This window comes from Embleya sp. L77 (assembly GCF_055557415.1).
In genome coordinates this window covers 953,654-971,078 of sequence record NZ_CM145709.1, presented here as the reverse complement: position 1 = coordinate 971,078, position 17,425 = coordinate 953,654, and the positions used below count along the sequence as shown (strand labels likewise).

The window sequence follows — 17,425 nt, the reverse complement described above, 5'->3', positions numbered from 1 at the left end:
GGCTCGGGCACGAGACCCGGCCGTGGCGACGAAATCGGGCCCGGCGCGAGCGACGTACCGCTGATCGCAGTAGCGTCGCGACTGCCTGTCACACCTCGCGTCTGCCGAGGTAGTGGTGGCTACGTGCGTCGCGCTGTACCCAGGCCGGGAGGTCGGGCCCATCCGCGACGTAACCCGGCCTGGGCCTTCGAAGTACGTGAGCATCCGGGCCGTCCAGCACGCCGCGATGAACCGGCTCCCGGGATCCTGCGGAGCAATCAGCGCAGTGCGGGCCTACCAGCCGCGGATCCTACGCCCGTAGTCGGTGTCGGGACCGAGCAGCGCGTCGGCGACCCGCCCACCGGAGTCCTTGGCACCGCCGCCGAAGTTCAGCGTTCCGGCCGCGTTCGCGCTGGCGGCGACGCCGTCCCAGTATCGGGCTTCACGCTCGAAGCGCACCGGCTCGACCAACCGCAGCAGCTCCTCGGCGTTCAACCGAGTACCGCCAAGGGCCCAGCTGGTGGCCTGATGAACGGCGATCCCGAGCCCCGCGAGCACCGCGGGCGCGGAGACGGCGTCACGCGCCTCGAAGTGCGGGAAGAGCCCGCCGATCAACTGCGAAAGCAGCGGCACAACCTCGCGCTCGGCCTGCTCGGCGCTCACCCCGTCGGGCAGCTCGCCCTCGTGCATGGTCGCAGAGGAGAGCCCGAGCCCGCCCCTCCCGTGCAGGGTCGTGATCACCAGGACCCGCAGGGCGGACAGGGTCACGACCTCCGGGTCGGCTTTCGTCAACTGCCGCTTGCGCGCCTGCACCAGCTGGCTGAACGGGACGATCTTCCCATCGTGCTCGACCTTCACCGCCTCGGCGATCCGGTGGGCGAGCTGAGTGCCGATGTCACGCTGGTCCATCGACATGGCCAGATTCTTCGCGACCGGCACGCCCTCGACGTTGCGGTCGTAGAAGATCTGTCGCGCGTCCTCGACGCTGAGCCCGAAGTACAGCTCGAACGGCAGCCGTACGCTGCTGAGCTTCTCGTACGTCGTCCCGAACCGCTCGGGGTTGTCGAACAGCTCGTGCCAGGCGGTGACCTGCGTCTCCCCGTCGATGGCCACGACCGGCGACCCCGGCAGCACGGTGACCGTACGGATTCCGCTGCCCGTGATCAGTTCCTCGCTCACCGCACCCGGCTGCCCGTCCAGCCACAGCGTGATCGGCGGCGTGGACCATGCCGCCCCGTGCCCGCCGTCGATTCCGGTGGCGATGTAAGAGGCGTACGAGGTCACGTTCCGCCCTTTCTGCGAGGCCTTCAGCATCCGCTGCACGAGCCCGCGAACTTCGGCGTGCCGGCGCACCGCGCCGGAGGCGTACTTCAGGGCCCGGGTGGAATGCCGTAGGTGGTAGTCGGCCGGAACCAGGCCGGCGCGGTTGGCCTGGGTAACCGCCTTGACATATGCGGATCTCGTGGCGGCGTCCGGGCCCTCGAAGCGCAGCACACCTCCGGACGCGGTGATCCGATCGACGAGGTCCCGTGCCGCCGTGTTGGCGGCGACGACCTTGCGTCCACGGGTTTGGCCACGCTGCCATTGCCTGACACCTCTGTGACTGGCTTGAGCGGTGCCGGAGCAGTCGCGGCTTGGTGCGAGGCGGAGTTGGGGGCAGGCTCCTGCACCGTGCTGTGCTGCCGTCGGGGTGCCGGGTCCGGGCGATCGGGGTGGTGACCGTGCTCAGGATGGAACCGTCCGGCGTCGGTGATCGACGCCCGGAACAGTCCGCCGCGTTTGCTGACCTTCACCAGCCCGCGGTTGCTCAGCCCGTACGCCGACTGCCGGTACGGCAGATCAGCGGCGGCGCCGAGGTCCGCTCCCTCGCTCACGCGCTTGAGTAGTTCGCGTTGGGCGGAGTTCAGCGGATCCCATCGACGCATGTCCACAAGCTCGCACTGCGGCGGTCGGTCCCACAGCGCTTCACGCGAAATCCTGCCGCGCGTGGCGATGGTCGTCCGTGGATCGGCCGTGCAGCCGCTGATCACCCAGTCGTACACGCGCGTGGTGAATGGCCATCCACCACGCGAACGGTCACGGTGGAACAGGACACGATCCGGCAATTCGTCACGGATCTGGTGCTTGTCGACAAACTTGAGCGCCGCCCGCATCGCCGTGCGCGCTTCACGCACACCGTTCGACCGGAACTACAATACGCACCGCCGGCACCGGGAGCTCGACCGGACAGCACCGCACCCGAACCGAGCATCCGATCCCGACGAACTCCAGCGCCTACGCATCCGCCGACACGATCGACTCGGTGGCACCATCCACGGGCATCGGCACGTAGCTTGACCTGCCCGGATGGTTCATTCGGCACCCACAGCCCCGAGCAGGCGCCCTACTCGGGGATCGGCGCCGGACGCGCCGGCGGGGGATGCGGCGTGGTGGCTCAGCCGCCGAGGGCGTCGGTCACCAGTTTGAGGACTGGTATCGGCCAGGGCGCAGGTGTCCAGCGTGGCGCTGCCCTTGCCCGACCCCTGGTTGACGTCGTCCACGAAGGTCTCATCAAGCCGCTCGACGCCTGGCTCGCCGAAGTCTTCGCCCCCGACCGCCTCGCCGACACCATCGAGCAGATGTACAGCGCACAGCTCGACCCCGACCAATCCCTCGCAGCGAACGAGGCAGCTCTTGTGATCACCGACTGCGACCGAATACTTACCCACTATCGCGCGGCCCTCGAAGCCCGCACCGACCCCCAGCTCATCGCGACCTGGACCGCAGAGGTTCAAGCCACCCGCGCCCAAGCCCTCGCTCGCACCCACAGCCTCACGGGCGGTCGCATGGAGAGGGAGGAGGTGGAAGCCCTCGTGCGTGAGATCGGGGACATTCCGGCCGCACTCGCCGAAGCCGAACCACAGCTCAAGGCAGGCACCTACGACGTGCTCGGGCTGCAGCTCACATACGACCCCGGAAACGCAACAAGTGCGGGCCGAGGCAAGCCTCGAACCGCACAAGTTGGGGTTATCGTCTGTGTCCGAGGGGGGACTTGAACCCCCAAGCCCTTTCGGGCACTAGCACCTCAAGCTAGCGCGTCTGCCAATTCCGCCACCCGGACCGGGTGGTCTCCGCGTGTGTTTCGTGCGGCGACGTGGAGAACCATATCAAAGATCCGGAGGGGCGTCGGACCGGGACCAAAGGGGGCTGACCTGGGGCTTGGCGGGGGTGGTGGATTCGGGGGCGGGGTGGGAGTGGGGTGGGTTCGCCAGGGTTCGCCATGCCTCGTTCGGTGGATGGGGTACGGCAGAATGGTTGGCGATGTCGAGCGACGACGGGCTCGTGAGTCGGAGGCCCTTCAGCTACCCGACCGCGCCGAACAGTGCCTTGTATCGGGCGGTCATGGGTGTTTTCGTCGCGGCCAAGCAGCGGTTCCTGGTGCATTTGCGGCCCGAGGACGTGCAGGTGGCGCTGGTGGAGCCGGTCGAGCTCTCGGTCGTGGCGACGGCGCTGGAGCGGCTTGCGGACTGGGGGAATCTGCGGGCGGATGCGGACACCGGGCGGGTGACGTCCGTCGAGGATTTCTATCGGCATCGGTATCTGTATCAGCTGACGCGCGAGGGCGAGGCCGTCGAGGAGGCGTTGAGCGCGTACGACGCGGCGCTCGGCAGGCGGGGTGCGCTTCAGGCGGTGGCCCTGGAGGACATCGCAACGCAGTTGCGTGCCCTGATCGAGTTCGGTGCGGCCGACCGGCTGGATGAGGGCAAGGTTCACCTCGCGCTGATCACCCTGGTGCACCGGTTCAATGATCTTGCGGACAATGCTCGTGCCTTCATGGGGTCGCTTCAGCGGACGATCGATCTACACGACGCCGACGTCGAGGTGTTCCTCGCCTACAAGGATCGGCTGATCGACTACCTGGAGCGGTTCATCGCCGATCTGGTCACGCGTGGTGCGCAGATTGCCGGGCTGCTCGACGAACTGGGTGACCCGCGTCGGGCCGACGGCGCCCTGGGTCGGCTCCTGGGCAGCGCTGCGGAGCGTGAGGCGGGTGATGCCGCGCCGGATCCGACGGAGGTACGTGCGGACGGGGTCGGTGCGGAGGCCGCCGTTCGGCTCGCGCTGTATGAAACGTGGGTCGGGCGCTGGCAAGGGCTGCGTGCGTGGTTCATTGCCGAGGGCGGGCACGAGTCGCAGGCCCGGCTGTTGCGCAGTCGTGCGCGCAGTGCGGTGCCGCAGTTGCTCACCGTGGTCGCCGTGCTGAACGAGCGGCGGGCCGGCCGCTCGGATCGCTCGGCCGACTTTCGGGCCCTCGCGTTGTGGTTCGCGCAAGCCCCCGACGATGCCGCCCGGCATCGGTTGTGGCGGTCGGCGTTCGGGTTGCACTCGTCCAGGCATCTGACCGTGGACGCGGAGACGTTGCAGGCCCGCGAACTGGATCCGCCCGCCGCCACGACCCCGTGGCATGATGCCCCGCCCATCCACATCAGCCCGCAACTGCGCAAAACCGGGTCGTACGAACGACGCGGCAAGCCCAATCGCATCGCGGATCGGTCCGAGGCACGTCGGTTCCTCGCTGAACACGCGCGCCGCGAGCGGATCCAGCTTGCGGCGGCGCGAGCCTTGCTCGCCACGCACGGGGTGACCCGGCTCGGGCGGCTGCCGGAACTGGATCCCGTCACCTTCGGACTGTTCCTGCAACTCCTCGGTGACGCGCTCGCACTCTGGCGCCCCGAGACCACCCATGTGGTGGCCACCGGCCACGACGGCTCGATGGAGATTCACCTCACCGTGCCCGACGACGACGCCCGGGCCGAAGTGCACACCACCGTAGGGGTGTTCAGCGGCCCCGACTTCCTGATCGAGATCATCGACCTCGGGGAGACCGGGGAGACCGGGAAGACCGGGAAGACCGAGGAAGCTCACGAAGCCGAGGAAGCCCACGAAGCCCACGAACCCATGGACGGCGCCCCAGGCATGGCCGAGACCCCAGGGACCGCGGAAGCGGAAGGGGTCGGCGCGTGACGCGGGTGCTGGGATCGGCCCTCGACGAGGATCGTCGGGCCAAGCGGCGTCGGGCCGCGCGAGCCCTCCTGCGCGCCCCGCTGCTCCGCGCCCGAGGGGAGAGCGGCGAGGAATTCCGCCTCGTACAGCAGTTCGCCGCCGAGTTGCGGCCCTGGTTCGAGCGCAACACCGGGTGGCGGCTGTACGTCGACGCCGAGGTCGCGCGCCTGTACAAGGTGCCCGCCGATGCGGGCTCGGCCACTCATCCGGCACGCGATCCCCGTACCAAACTGGCTTTCGTGGCCCGAAGGTACGTGCTCACCTGCCTCGCGCTCGCCGCGTTGGAGCGTTCGGACCACCAGATCGCGCTCGGGCGCCTGGCCGAGCAGATCGTGATCGGTGCCGCCGATCCGGCGCTGAGCGATGCCGGCGTCGAGTTCACGCTGGAGAACCGCGAGGAACGCGCCGACCTGGTGGCCGTTGTCCGTCTGCTGATCCGGCTCGGGGTGCTGACCCTGGTGGCCGGTGACGAGGAGGCATATCTCAAGGCCACGGGGGATGCCCTGTACGACGTGGACCGTCGGGTGATGGCCGGGTTGCTCACCTCCAGGCGAGGCCCCTCGACGATCACCGAGGCCGCATTCGAGGACCGGCTCGCGGGGCTGGCCGACGACCCCGTGCTCGACAACGACGACCTGCGCAATCAGCGCATCCGGCACCATCTCACCCGCATGCTCCTGGACGACCCGGTCCTGTACTACGCGAACCTGTCCGACGCCGAACTCGCCTATCTCCAGAAGCAACGGCCGCACATCACCGGTGCGATCACGGAGCTGACCGGACTGGTTCCCGAGGTGCGTGCCGAGGGCATCGCGATGGTCGATCCCGACGACGAACTGACCGATATCAAAATGCCCGACACCGGCACCGACGGACACGTGACGTTGCTGCTCGCCGAGCGGCTGGCCGCCGAGCCGGGCAGGGTGGTTCCCGTCGCGGAACTACGGCTGCGAGTCCGGGAGTTCGCCCGCGAACATGGTGGCTTTTGGCGTAAGGCCGCAAGTGAACCGGGCGCGGAGCACGAACTCGTCGAGCAAGCCGTGGGCAGATTGACCGCGCTGGGCCTGCTCGCCCGGATCGACGGCGAGGACGGAACGCCCGCAATCGTCGCGCTCCCGGCGCTCGCTCGCTACGCCGTCGGTGAGACCGTTCTCCTCGAACCGGGGGCCAAGTCACCGACCCCGCGCGCGAGGCGAACGGGAGCGAAGGGCACCCGCCGATGACCCGACCCCCGCGCACCAGGCGAACCGGACCGAAGGGCAGCCGCCGATGAGCCCGATCCTGCCGCAGCCCCGCCGCGAGCGCTGGCAGCCGTTGCGTACCGGCCTGGTGGACCTCTTCCACTACGACGTCGAGGAGTTCCACTTCCGGGACGGGCGCCTGCTGCTGCGCGGCAACAACGGGACCGGCAAGTCCAAGGTGCTCGCGTTGACCCTGCCGTTCCTGCTCGACGGCGACCTGTCCGCGCACCGGGTCGAACCCGACGGCGATCCACGCAAGCGGATGGAATGGAACCTGCTCCTGGGCGGCGAACACCCGCACAGCGAAAGGCTCGGCTACACGTGGATCGAATTCGGCAGGCGTGCCGAGGACGGCACCGTCGAATTCCGCACGCTCGGTTGTGGGCTCAAGGCGGTGGCGGGCCGAGGAATCGTCCGGCACTGGTACTTCCTGACCACCCAGCGCGTCGGCGCGGGCCTGTCCCTGATCGACGGTACCCGCACCGCACTTACCCGGGATCGGCTCGGTGAGGCACTGGCCGGCCACGGGCTGGTCTACGACCAGGCGGGCAACTACCGCCGGGCGGTGGACGACGCGCTGTTCGGCCTCGGTGAACAGCGCTACGCCGCGCTCGTCGACCTGCTCATCCAGCTGCGCCAGCCGCAACTGTCCAAACGACCCAGCGAGAAGGCGCTCTCCAAGGCGCTCACCGAGGCCCTCGCGCCGATGGACCAGGCCGTGGTCGCGGACGTCGCGGAAGCGTTCCGCAGCCTCGACGAGGATCAGGCCCGGCTCGCCGCGATGGCCGAGACCGAGCAGGCGGCCACCGCGTTCCTGACCCACTATCAGCGCTACGCCCGGGTCGCCTCGCGCCGCCGGGCCCGATCCCCGCGCAGCGAACAGGCCCGCTACGACGGGCTGCGCGGCGAGCTGACGCGGGCGCAGGCGGAGGAATCCGAGGCCGAACTCCGGGTCGCGGCCGCAGAGAACCTGATCGCCGAATGCAATGCCGAGGCAGCCCGGCTCCAAGCGCAGGACGAAGCCCTGCGCGCGGGGCCGGAAATGCGCAGCGCCCGCGAACTCGACCGAGCCGCCGAGACCGCGCGTCTGGCCCGAGCGGATGCGGCCCAGGCCGAAGCGGACGCACGGCGCGCGGACGAGGACGAACGGCGCGCGAGCGACCGCGCAGCCCAAGCAACCGCCCGGTCGTCCGCCGCCGTCGCCGATGTCGCGGCCGTCCGCGCCGAGGCCGCCGACGCGGCCGAGCAGGCTGTACTGACCGCCGCACACGTCGAACACGTGGCCGGCGCCTCGGTCGACGAACCCCGGGTACGCCGGACCGCCGACGACCTGGTCGACCGCCGTCGGCGTACCGTCGAACTGCTCGCCGAACTGCACCGCGAGGCCGATCGCCTCACCGCCGTGCGCGTTGCAGCCCGGCTGCGACTCACCGACATCGAGAGCGAACTGGCCGCCCAGGCCGAGGAGCACGAACGCGGTGCCGAAGCGGTCCGGACCGAGACGCGCGCCTTCGTCGCGGCCGTACGCGAGTACCTGGCCGGTTGTACCGAACTGCGGCCCGCGGATCCGGTCGGCCTGCTCGACGAACTCACCGTGTGGGCAGGCACGTTGACCGGCCCGGACCCGGTTCGCGCGGCCACTGCCGCGGCGGCTCGCGAGCGGCATGCGGTGCTCGCGGCACAGGCGGCCGGGCTGGCCGCCGAACTGCGCGAAGCCGAACGGCAAGCCGGGCGGTTGCGGGCCGAACTGGCGGAACTGCACGCAGGTGGGACCCGCCCGCCCCGCCCGCCGCACACCCGAAACGACGACGCCCGCGCGTCGCGAACAGGCGCTCCCCTATGGCGCCTCGTCGACTTCACGGACGCGGTGCCCGACGGCGCGGTCCGAGCCGGGATCGAAGCGGCCCTGGAGGCGTCCGGCTTGCTCGACGCGTGGATCGACCCGGACGGTGCGGCGACCTCGGCGAAGACGGGCGACCTGCTCGCCCGGCCCGGGCCGACCGTGGCCGGGCACACCCTCCGCGACGTGCTGCGCCCCGCCGTCGACCGGGGTGACCAGCGGGCGGGCGCGGTACCCGATGCGACCGTGGGTCGGCTGCTCGCTTCGATCGGTTGGGGGTCGGACAGTCGTGCGGTTACCCGGGTCGCCGCGGACGGCAGCTTCACCATCGGCGCCTTGACCGGCCGCTGGACCAAGCCGAGCGCGGAGTACCTGGGTGCGGGCGCCCGGGAGAGTGCCCGGCGCACCCGGATCGAGGCACTGACCGCCGAACTTGCCGAGCTCGACGCCCGGTGGGTCGAACTCGAGGATCGGGCCGGGATGGTGACGGCACGTCAGCACCGGCTCGACGAGGAATCGGCGGCGCGACCGGGCGACGAGACGCTGCGCCGGGCGCACGCGCAGTTCGCCGTGTCCGGCACCCGGCTGGCCGCTCTGGACACGCGCCGGGCCGAGCAGGAGCGGCGTGTGGTCGACGCGGCGACGGGCGCCGACGAGGCCGCGGCCGAGACCCGCCGCGCCGCCGCCGACACGGGGTTGCCCGCCGAACCCGACGCCCTCGCCTCGGTCTCGGCCGGCTTGGCCCGGTATCGCGAGGCGCTGGCCGCGCTGTGGCCCGCACTCCGCGAGCACACCGCCGCCTCGACCGCTGCCGCAAGCGAGCTCGTCGAGGCCGAACGGGCGACGGTGCACGCGGCCGAGCTGCGTGAGCGGGCCGAAGCGGCACGGCGCCGGGCGCTCGCCGCCGAAAGCGGTCACGAAACCCTGGCCGCCACCGTCGGCGCGGCCGTAGCCGAGCTGCAACGCAGGCTCACCGAGACGCGAACGGCCGCGCGCGCATGCGAGGAGGCGACCCGACGGGCGCACCGCGAGCAAACGGACGCGGTCAAGTCCGGGGGAGTAGCCCAAGGGCGCCGCGAGCAACTGGAGCGTGACGTCGCCGAGTCCGCGCGCATCCGGGACGAGGCGGTGGCCGCGTTGCGCCGGTTCGCGAGCACCGGCCTGCTGACGGTGGCCCTGCCGGAACTGGACGTGCCCACACCGGACTCCGGCTGGGCCCCCGATCCCTCGGTCCGGTTCGCGCGGCGCATCGAGCGCGAGCTGGAGCAGATCGAGGATTCGGACCAGGCGTGGGAGCGGGTCCAGCGGCGGGTGGCGGAGGAACTCAAGAACCTTCAGGACGCCCTCGGACGCCACGGACACACCGCCTCGGGGCACATGCTCGAGGACGGTGTGGTCGTCGACATCGTCTTCCAGGGCCGCACTTCGACGGTGGCCGATCTCGCCGTCTCGCTGGCGGCGGAGGTGGAGGCCCGGCGGCGGCTGCTCTCGGCCCGGGAGCGGGAGATCTTGGAGAACCATCTGATCTCCGAAGTGGCGGGCACTCTCCAGGAGTTGATCGGCGCTGCGGAGCGCCGGGTGGCCGTGATGAACAGTGAGTTGGCGGCCCGCCCGACCAGTACCGGTATGCGGCTGCGACTGGTGTGGCGCCCGGCCCGGGAGGCGCCGACCGGCTTGGCCGCCGCACGCAGCCGGTTGTTGCGGCAGACCGCGGATGCCTGGACGGCCGAGGACCGCGCGGCGGTGGGCGACTTCCTCCAGGCCGAGATCGCGCGCGTGCGCAGCCGGGACACCGGCGGCACGTGGGTCGAACAACTCACCACGGCCCTCGACTACCGCTCCTGGCACGAGTTCGGGATCGAGCGGCATCAACACGGCCAGTGGAGCACCGCGACCGGTCCGGCATCCGGTGGCGAACGGGTGCTCGCGGCCTCGGTACCGCTGTTCGCGGCGGCGTCCTCGCACTACGCCTCGGCGGCGAATCCGTACGCGCCCCGGTTGGTCACACTGGACGAGGCGTTTGCGGGGGTCGACGACGACTCGCGGGCCAAGTGCCTGGGCCTGCTCGCGGCCTTCGACCTGGATGTGGTGATGACGAGTGAGCGCGAATGGGGCTGCTATCCCGAGGTGCCGGGTCTGGCCATCGCCCAGTTGTCCCGGGTGGACGAGATCGCGGCGGTGCTGGTGACCCGATGGGAATGGAACGGCGAACATCGTTTCCGCAGCGTCGATCCGGAGCCGATGGAGCCCAGTCCGGTGCCGGTGCCCACGCCGAGGTCCGGCGGCTCGTCCGATGCCGCGCAGGACGGGCTGTGGGCGTGACTCTGTGGGGCGTGACTCTGTGGTGCGTGGCGCAGTGGGTGTGACGCAGTGGGTGTGACCGGGACGCACCTCGAACGGCTGCTCGGTGGGCCGGATCTCGCATGGTTGGTGGATCGTACGCGACAGCGCCTGGAACGTGCCCGGGCACTCGACGGATCGATCACTCTCAAGGAGCCCACGGCCACCCAACGGGCGGCATTGGAAAGGTTGTTGGGCCGGCCCGCTCGCGATGGCGGTTCGTTGTCGGTCGCGCTGCCGGCGGTCGATCGTATTCTTCGTGAATCGGGCGCATGCCCAGCCGGCCTCGCGGCAGCCGTCGAGATCCTCCGCGGCCCGGTGTCGATCCGCCACGAGGTTGCCTCGGCGCAACGCAGCGCATGGGCCCGGGCCTTCCGTGCACTGGATGAACTGGTCGACAGACGACCGCAGTTGTCCGGATGGGCGACGGACATCCGCGCGTCCGGTCTGGTCCGGCGGCTGTGCGGCACCCCGGAGGGCGCCGGGCACGTGTTGGCCGACGTCGTGGCGGTGCTCGGGGCATTGCCGGTCGAGGGCGAGCCGATCGGCGTCTTCGCGGCGCGGGTCTGCGCCGACGCGCACGCGCTCGACGAGGATCGTCCCGTGGCCACGCTGGTCTTCGGAGCGGCGCGGGTGCTCGCGGAGGTGCCGGCCGGGAGTGGTGCCGAGTGGCGGCGGGAGGTCTGGGCGGCTGTCGGGCTGCTCAAGGACGACCTGTCGAGCACGGTGCTCACCCTCGGACTGCCCGGTGACGACGCCTCACCCACGGGGCGGGCACTTGCGATCCTGACCGCGGCCGGGCAGCCGGCGGTGTTGACGTTGCGGCAGATCGTCGGCGACCCGCCTGCGGCGCCGGCCGCGGGGACCGCGGTGTTCGTGTGCGAGAACCCGGCGGTGGTCGCGGCGGCGGCGCACCGGATCGGGGTGCATTGTCCGCCTTTGGTGTGCGTGTCGGGTCAGCCCGGAACGGCCGCCGTGCGGCTGTTGGCGGCGCTGACCGCCGGCGGAGCGGTGGTGCGGGCGCATGGCGACTTCGACTGGGGCGGCCTGCGGATCGTGTCCGGTCTCGCCGCGCGCTTCCCGGTCGAGCCGTGGCGTTACGGCGCCCGGGACTATCGCGCGGCCGTGGCCGTGCGGCCCGGCACCGCGCTGACGGGTACGGCGACGGTCGCCACCTGGGACCCGGAGCTGGCGCCGGCGATGCACGCGGCCGGGCGCCGGGTCGAGGAGGAGGCGGTACTCGACCACCTCCTCGCTGATCTCCGGTCGACGGGGCGAGCGGGAGGACGGTGAGGGGGAGCCCGGTGGAGGGGAGCATGGTGCGGGGATGCGGTGAGGGGAGGCGGTGAAGGGAGGCCGCCCGGTGTGGTCGGCGGGGACGGTGAAGCAGGTCGGGGCTGATCGAGGCCCGATTCGGGCGGCCGGCCGGTCGGTCGGTTGAACGCGGTGCGAACTGCCGTGTTCGAAACGCCTGTTCCCATGCCGGTTCTCCTGCTGCCGCTCAGGCCGGTCCGAGCAGCCGCGCCTCTTCTGCCGCCGAAAGGTCCCTGGGCAACGGGGGTTCGCCTCGGGCGCGGTCCCAGGCCAGTACGTCGGCTGCGGTCGTCGAGAGTGGTGTGGTCGGCAGTCCGGCGGCGCGGGCGCGGGCGGCGCTGCGTTGGCGGGTGTGCCATTGCTCCTTCGGGCAGACCAGGGGGAACGGGCCGGGGACCGCGTCGGGGGAGACCGGCACGATCTCCACCTCGGTGCCCGCCACCTGTGCGCAGACGCCGATCAGGTCGGCCAGTGTGGTCGGTTCGGCCGGGCCGACCGCGTGGAAGGCGCCCGGTCGGTCGTCGATCAGCAGGCGGGTGACCAGGCGGGCCAGGTCGCGCGAGTCGACCACCTGGATCGGCTGTTCGGGCCGGCCCGGCAGCGCGATCCGTCCGCCGCGGGCGGCCCGGCGGGACCAGTACGTGAAGGTGTCCTGCACGTCGTGCGGGCCGACCACGTTGCCCGGCCGCACGATCGTCGCGCGCTCGCCGTACCGGGCGAGTACGTCGTCCTCGCAGGCGACCTTGCACGGTCCGTAGGTGTCGTTGTCGAGCACCTCGGTGTCGCGAACGGGTGCGCGCCGAGGGGTGTCCTCGTCCGAGCCGGGGCCGACGCCGGACTGGACGTAGACCGCCTGGCTGGAGACGAACAGGTACCGGCCGACCCGGTCGCCGAGGACCGCCATCGCCTGTCCGACGTGGCGCGGGACGTACCCGCTGACGTCCACCACCGCGTCCCACTCGCCCTCGCGCAGCGCGGTGTAGTCGCCGGTGTCGCGATCGCCGATCCGTCGGGTCGCCTCGGGGAAGAGGTCCGTTCCGGTGCGGCCGCGGCCGAAGAGGGTCACCTCCGCGCCCTCGCGCAGCGCGTCCTCGACGATCGCTCGCCCGACGAATGCGGTGCCTCCGAGTACAAGAATTCGCATGGTTCGCGACCGTACCGGGTCGGGCGGGCGGAAGGTGGCGATCGTGGTCTTGTCAATCATGGTTGACAAGCGTGCCGTGTCAACGTAGGTTGACATGCATGACCGAAGCAACCGACCTCGCCAGTCGTGCGGGGGATCGCGATCCACGGGTGGGCCTACGGGCCGTGGCCGCCCTGCGCCGGCTGCTCGAACAGCTCGAGGCCGTACAGGTGCGCAGTGCGCGCGTGCAGGGCTGGTCGTGGCAGGAGATCGCCGCGGAACTCGGGGTGAGCCGGCAGGCAGTGCACAAGAAACACGGGAGGAACTGATGTTCGAGAGGTTCACGGGCAGCGCTCGGGGCGTCGTGTACGGGGCCATCGAGCGTTCGCGGCGGGCCGGGGACGCCTGCGTGGAGGAGGAGCACATGCTTGCGGCGCTGTTGGACGCCGAGGGTACGCGGACCTCGGTCGCACTCGCCACGATCGGCTTCGTGGCGAGCCGCGACGAGATCGAACGCGGGTTGGCCCGGGCCCGGCGGCGTGGCGGCATCTCGCAGGCCGACGAGGCCGCGCTCGCCGACCTCGGGATCGACGTGGGCGAGATCGTCGCGCGCGTCGAACAGACGCACGGCGAGGGCGCGTTGGCGCCGGTTAGGCGGACCCGGCGGCTGTGGCCGTTCGGCGGGGGTCGGACCGGGCACGTGCCGTTCACGTCGGGTGCCAAGAAGGTGCTCGAGCAGTCGCTGCGCGAGTCGGTCGCGCGCGGAGAACGGCACATCGGCGACGAGCACGTCCTGCTCGCGCTGACGGCCCGGCCGGGGGTGGTGGCGGACCTGCTCGCGGAGTACGGCGTCACCCACACGGCGGTGCTGAGGGCACTGGCGCCCCAGGCCCAGGCGGGTTGACCGGAGCCTTCGTCCGACAGCAACCCGACGCCAAAGGACTGCGAGAGCCGGGCCCTTCGTGAGCCCGGCTCCCACACGCCCGCCGACAACACCGACCGACCTACGTGGCGACAGGTGACCTACCGACCGGCAGGCCTACGGACCAGCAGGCCTACCGCCCAGCAGGCCTACCAGCAGGCCTACTGACTAACAGACCTACCGCCCAACAGGCCCACCGACCAACAGACCTATTTACCAGCCGACCTCACTCCACCAACCCAGCCCGCCGCAACGCATCCGCGATCGCCCCGCCGCCCCCGGCCGGCCCCTGCGGACCCCGGGTCTGCTTCGGCGGCGCGGCGCCCCGTCGTCCCTGACCCCCGCCGCCCGCACCGCCCCCGCCGCCCGCACCACCATTGCCCCCCTGGCGCGCACCGCCCTGCCGCCCGTCTCCCGACCGCCCACCCCGCTGCCCATCGCCGCGCTGCCCGTCCCCGCGCCGCCCATCGCCCTGCGGCCTACCCACGCGTGAGCCACCTTCGGGGCGCGGCCCGCGCTCCGGGCGCGGCCCGCGGTCGCCGCGGTCCGTACGCGCCCCGCGCTGTTCCGCCTCGTCCTCCAGGCGCAGTGTCAGCGAGATCCGCTTGCGCGGGATGTCTACGTCGAGCACCTTGACCCGGACCACGTCGCCCGACTTGACCACGTCGTGCGGGTCGCTCACGAACGTCTTCGACATCGCCGAGACGTGCACGAGGCCGTCCTGGTGCACGCCGACGTCCACGAACGCGCCGAACGCGGCCACGTTGGTGACCACGCCCTCCAGGAGCATCCCGGGTTGCAGGTCGGACAACTTCTCGACGCCCTCCTTGAAGGTCGCCGTCTTGAACGCCGGTCGCGGGTCGCGTCCCGGCTTCTCCAACTCGCGCAGGATGTCGGTCACCGTCGGCAGGCCGAACTTCTCGTCGGTGAACGCCTTCGGGTCCAGCGCGCGCAGCCGGGGCGCCGCACCGATCAGGGTCCGGACGTCACCGCCCGCCGCCGCGGCGATCTTGCGCACCACCGGGTACGCCTCCGGGTGCACCGAGGACGCGTCCAGCGGGTCGTCGCCGGCCGGGATCCGCAGGAAGCCCGCCGCCTGCTCGAACGCCTTCGGGCCGAGCCGCGCGACGTTCTTCAGGTCGCGCCGGGTCTTGAACGGGCCGTTGGCGTCCCGGTGTTGCACGATGTTCTCGGCCAGCGTCGCGCCGATCCCGGAGACCCGGGTGAGCAGCGGCGCGGACGCGGTGTTGACGTCCACGCCGACCGCGTTCACGCAGTCCTCGACCACCGCGTCCAGCGACCGGGACAACTTCAGTTCGGACAGGTCGTGCTGGTACTGCCCGACGCCGATCGACTTCGGGTCGATCTTGACCAACTCGGCCAGTGGGTCCTGGAGTCGGCGGGCGATGGACACCGCGCCGCGCAACGACACGTCCAGGTCCGGGAGTTCCTGGGAGGCGAAGGCCGAGGCGCTGTACACCGACGCGCCCGCCTCGGAAACCATCACCTTGGTCAGGCCCAACTCGGGGTGCTTGGCGATCAGTTCGGCGGCCAGCTTGTCGGTCTCGCGCGAGGCGGTGCCGTTGCCGATCGCGATCAGGTCCACCCGGTGCGCGGCGGCCAGCTTCGCGAGGGTGGCGATCGACTCGTCCCAGCGGCGGCGCGGCTCGTGCGGGTAGATCGTCTCGGTGGCGACCACCTTGCCGGTGTCGTCGGTCACCGCGACCTTGACCCCGGTACGCAGACCCGGGTCCAGGCCCATCGTGGCGCGGGTGCCGGCCGGCGCCGCGAGCAACAGGTCGCGCAGGTTGGCCGCGAACACCCGGACCGCCTCGTCCTCGGCCTCCTGCCGCAGCCGACTGCGCAGGTCGATGCCCAGGTGCACCAGGATCCGGGTACGCCAGGCCCAGCGCACGGTGTCCGCGAGCCACTTGTCGGCGGGGCGGTCCCGGTTGACGATGCCGAAGGTGTGCGCGATCGAGCGCTCGTACTCGGTCGGGCCGTCGACCTCCTCGTCCGTCGAGGGGGCGAGGGTGAGGTCGAGTACGTCCTCCTTCTCGCCGCGGAACATGGCCAGGATCCGGTGCGAGGGCAGTCGGGTGAACGGCTCGGCGAAGTCGAAGTAGTCGGCGAACTTGGCGCCCGCCTCCTCCTTGCCCTCGCGCACCTTGGCCACGACCCGTCCGCGGGTCCACATCTTCTCGCGCAGCGCGCCGATCAGGTCGGCGTCCTCGGCGAACTTCTCGACCAGGATCGAGCGCGCGCCGTCCAGCGCCGCCTGGGCGTCGGCGACGCCCTTGTCCGCGTCGACGAACGCCTCGGCCGCGGCGCCCGGGTCGCGCGAGGGATCGTTCAGCAGCCCGAGCGCCAGCGGCTCCAGCCCGGCCTCGCGGGCGATCTGCGCCTTGGTCCGGCGCTTGGTCTTGTAGGGGAGGTAGATGTCCTCCAGCCGGGCCTTGGAGTCGGCGGCCAGGATCTGCGCCTTCAGCGCGTCGTCCAACTTGCCCTGCGCCTCGATCGCGGCGAGCACGGCGGTGCGGCGCTCGTCCAACTCGCGCAGATACCGCAGCCGCTCCTCCAGATTGCGCAGCTGCGTATCGTCCAGGGTCCCGGTGACCTCCTTGCGGTACCGGGCGATGAACGGCACGGTCGCCCCACCGTCGAGCAACTCGACCGCGGCCCTGACCTGCCCCTCCCGAACCCCGAGCTCCTCGGCGATCCGCCGATGCAGATCCACCCGCGCGACCTGCTCCGAACCCTGCTGCCCAGACACCGACATCGTCACGTCCCGATCCACCTCATCACCAACCATGCCCCGGCATTCTCCCGGGCCCGCCCACGTTTGTCGTGCAGCGGGGCCGTGGTGCGTCCCGAACGGACACTCGCCGCGACCCGGTGGCCGCACGAGGGGAACGAAACCGGGCCGAGGCCGGACGCGCCCATGGCTACGACGGGTCCTCGCGCAGGGCTGGGACGCGGGTGGGGCGGGGGCGTTTTTGGGCTTCGAGGAGGGGGAGGGTGCGCATCGGGACGACCTCGGACAGGACGATCACGCTCGTGGAGCGGACCACCTCGGGGATGCGGTTGATGTCGATCAGGATCTGTTGCAGGTCCTGATTGGAGGTGGCGGCGATCCGACAGTGCACGTCGCCGATGCCGGTGGTGCCGTACGCCTCCAGCACCTGGGGGACCGCGCTCAGTGCGGTGGCCACGCCGGACAGGCCGCCCTGGGCGATCTCCAGTGTGACGAAGGCCAGAACCGGGTATCCGGCGGCGACCAGATCGACCTCGGGGCCGTAGCCGGTGATCACTCCGGCGGCCTCCATGCGCTCCAGGCGGGCCTGGACCGTGGCACGCGAGACCCCGATCACCCGGGACAGCTCCAACATGCCCGCACGTGGGTGCTGCCGGCCCGCCCGAATGAGACGCACGTCCAATTCGTCGAGCTTACTGCGCGAATCCTGAAGATCGTCTCGCATATGGCCGCCTCACCTAGGCAATGTGCACAGCTCCCGGGGTTGATGTTGTCAGATGTTGCATTCGGAAGTGTACTTCCGGCATCCGTTCCTTTCCGAGGGGATCGCGCGTCATGAGCACCTTCACCACCCTTGAAGACACCGACG

The 17,425-nt window shown here is 71.1% G+C and carries 11 protein-coding genes and 1 tRNA gene; 7 read left to right on the top strand and 5 right to left on the bottom strand.

The genetic code is table 11. The features are described 5' to 3' along the window. Nucleotides 1–273: 273 nt before the first annotated feature. A complete protein-coding gene (locus ACZOOI_RS04010; RefSeq protein WP_465279427.1) occupies nucleotides 274–1,473 on the bottom strand; it encodes a DNA sulfur modification protein DndB in 1,200 nt (399 codons plus the stop codon). 932 nt (nucleotides 1,474–2,405) lie between these two features. Between ACZOOI_RS04010 and ACZOOI_RS04005 the strand changes: the two genes are divergently transcribed. Further along, nucleotides 2,406–3,014 carry a hypothetical protein gene (locus ACZOOI_RS04005; RefSeq protein ID WP_465279426.1) on the top strand — a complete coding sequence of 203 codons (609 nt, stop codon included), beginning with the start codon at nucleotides 2,406–2,408 and terminating at the stop codon, nucleotides 3,012–3,014. On the opposite strand, the gene ACZOOI_RS04000 is transcribed toward ACZOOI_RS04005, so the two are convergent. Next, nucleotides 2,996–3,079: transfer RNA gene (locus ACZOOI_RS04000), tRNA-Leu, on the bottom strand. The two genes, ACZOOI_RS04005 and ACZOOI_RS04000, sit on opposite strands and share 19 nt — an antisense overlap. A gap of 14 nt (nucleotides 3,080–3,093) precedes the next feature. On the opposite strand from ACZOOI_RS04000, the gene ACZOOI_RS03995 reads away from it, so the two are divergent. The 4 genes from ACZOOI_RS03995 to ACZOOI_RS03980 are packed head-to-tail and all read left to right on the top strand — an operon-like array spanning nucleotide 3,094 to nucleotide 11,736. After that, on the top strand, nucleotides 3,094–4,983 hold the full coding sequence (locus tag ACZOOI_RS03995; protein ID WP_465279425.1) for a TIGR02677 family protein: 1,890 nt from the start codon (nucleotides 3,094–3,096) through the stop codon (nucleotides 4,981–4,983). Next, complete coding sequence (locus tag ACZOOI_RS03990) at nucleotides 4,980–6,245, top strand: TIGR02678 family protein (RefSeq protein ID WP_465279424.1); 1,266 nt, start codon at nucleotides 4,980–4,982, stop codon at nucleotides 6,243–6,245. Before ACZOOI_RS03995 ends, ACZOOI_RS03990 begins: the two co-directional genes overlap by 4 nt. 46 nt (nucleotides 6,246–6,291) lie before the next feature. Continuing rightward, complete coding sequence (locus ACZOOI_RS03985) at nucleotides 6,292–10,425, top strand: TIGR02680 family protein (protein WP_465279423.1); 4,134 nt, start codon at nucleotides 6,292–6,294, stop codon at nucleotides 10,423–10,425. Between the two features lie 54 nt (nucleotides 10,426–10,479). Further along, the gene (locus ACZOOI_RS03980) at nucleotides 10,480–11,736 is read left to right on the top strand and encodes a TIGR02679 family protein (protein WP_465279422.1); all 1,257 of its coding nucleotides are present in this window, start codon (nucleotides 10,480–10,482) and stop codon (nucleotides 11,734–11,736) included. A gap of 208 nt (nucleotides 11,737–11,944) precedes the next feature. On the opposite strand, the gene ACZOOI_RS03975 is transcribed toward ACZOOI_RS03980, so the two are convergent. Further along, nucleotides 11,945–12,901, bottom strand: coding sequence for an NAD-dependent epimerase/dehydratase family protein (locus ACZOOI_RS03975; RefSeq protein WP_465279421.1), 957 nt, complete (start codon nucleotides 12,899–12,901; stop codon nucleotides 11,945–11,947). Nucleotides 12,902–12,999: 98 nt separating this feature from the next. On the opposite strand from ACZOOI_RS03975, the gene ACZOOI_RS03970 reads away from it, so the two are divergent. Then, entirely contained in the window at nucleotides 13,000–13,209 is a 210-nt protein-coding gene (locus ACZOOI_RS03970; RefSeq protein ID WP_026218136.1) for an RNA polymerase sigma factor sigma-70 region 4 domain-containing protein, read from the top strand. After that, nucleotides 13,209–13,784, top strand: coding sequence for a Clp protease N-terminal domain-containing protein (locus tag ACZOOI_RS03965; protein ID WP_465279420.1), 576 nt, complete (start codon nucleotides 13,209–13,211; stop codon nucleotides 13,782–13,784). The genes ACZOOI_RS03970 and ACZOOI_RS03965 overlap by 1 nt, the downstream gene beginning before the upstream one ends. A gap of 244 nt (nucleotides 13,785–14,028) precedes the next feature. Here ACZOOI_RS03965 and ACZOOI_RS03960 read toward each other — a convergent pair whose 3' ends face one another. Both ACZOOI_RS03960 and ACZOOI_RS03955 read right to left on the bottom strand, forming a co-directional pair. Then, nucleotides 14,029–16,581, bottom strand: coding sequence for a Tex family protein (locus ACZOOI_RS03960; protein ID WP_465281107.1), 2,553 nt, complete (start codon nucleotides 16,579–16,581; stop codon nucleotides 14,029–14,031). A gap of 166 nt (nucleotides 16,582–16,747) precedes the next feature. Then, nucleotides 16,748–17,239, bottom strand: a complete 492-nt coding sequence (locus tag ACZOOI_RS03955) for an Lrp/AsnC family transcriptional regulator (protein ID WP_465279419.1) — start codon at nucleotides 17,237–17,239, stop codon at nucleotides 16,748–16,750. Between the last annotated feature and the right edge of the window lie 186 nt (nucleotides 17,240–17,425).

What these genes read in the sequence shown, in the direction of transcription:
- ACZOOI_RS03965 (WP_465279420.1), top strand. Translation starts at nt 13,209, where the DNA reads ATGTTCGAGAGGTTCACGGGCAGCGCTCGGGGCGTCGTGTACGGGGCC.
- ACZOOI_RS03960 (WP_465281107.1), bottom strand. Translation starts at nt 16,581, where the DNA reads ATGTCGGTGTCTGGGCAGCAGGGTTCGGAGCAGGTCGCGCGGGTGGAT.
- ACZOOI_RS03975 (WP_465279421.1), bottom strand. Translation starts at nt 12,901, where the DNA reads ATGCGAATTCTTGTACTCGGAGGCACCGCATTCGTCGGGCGAGCGATC.
- ACZOOI_RS03985 (WP_465279423.1), top strand. Translation starts at nt 6,292, where the DNA reads ATGAGCCCGATCCTGCCGCAGCCCCGCCGCGAGCGCTGGCAGCCGTTG.
- ACZOOI_RS03970 (WP_026218136.1), top strand. Translation starts at nt 13,000, where the DNA reads ATGACCGAAGCAACCGACCTCGCCAGTCGTGCGGGGGATCGCGATCCA.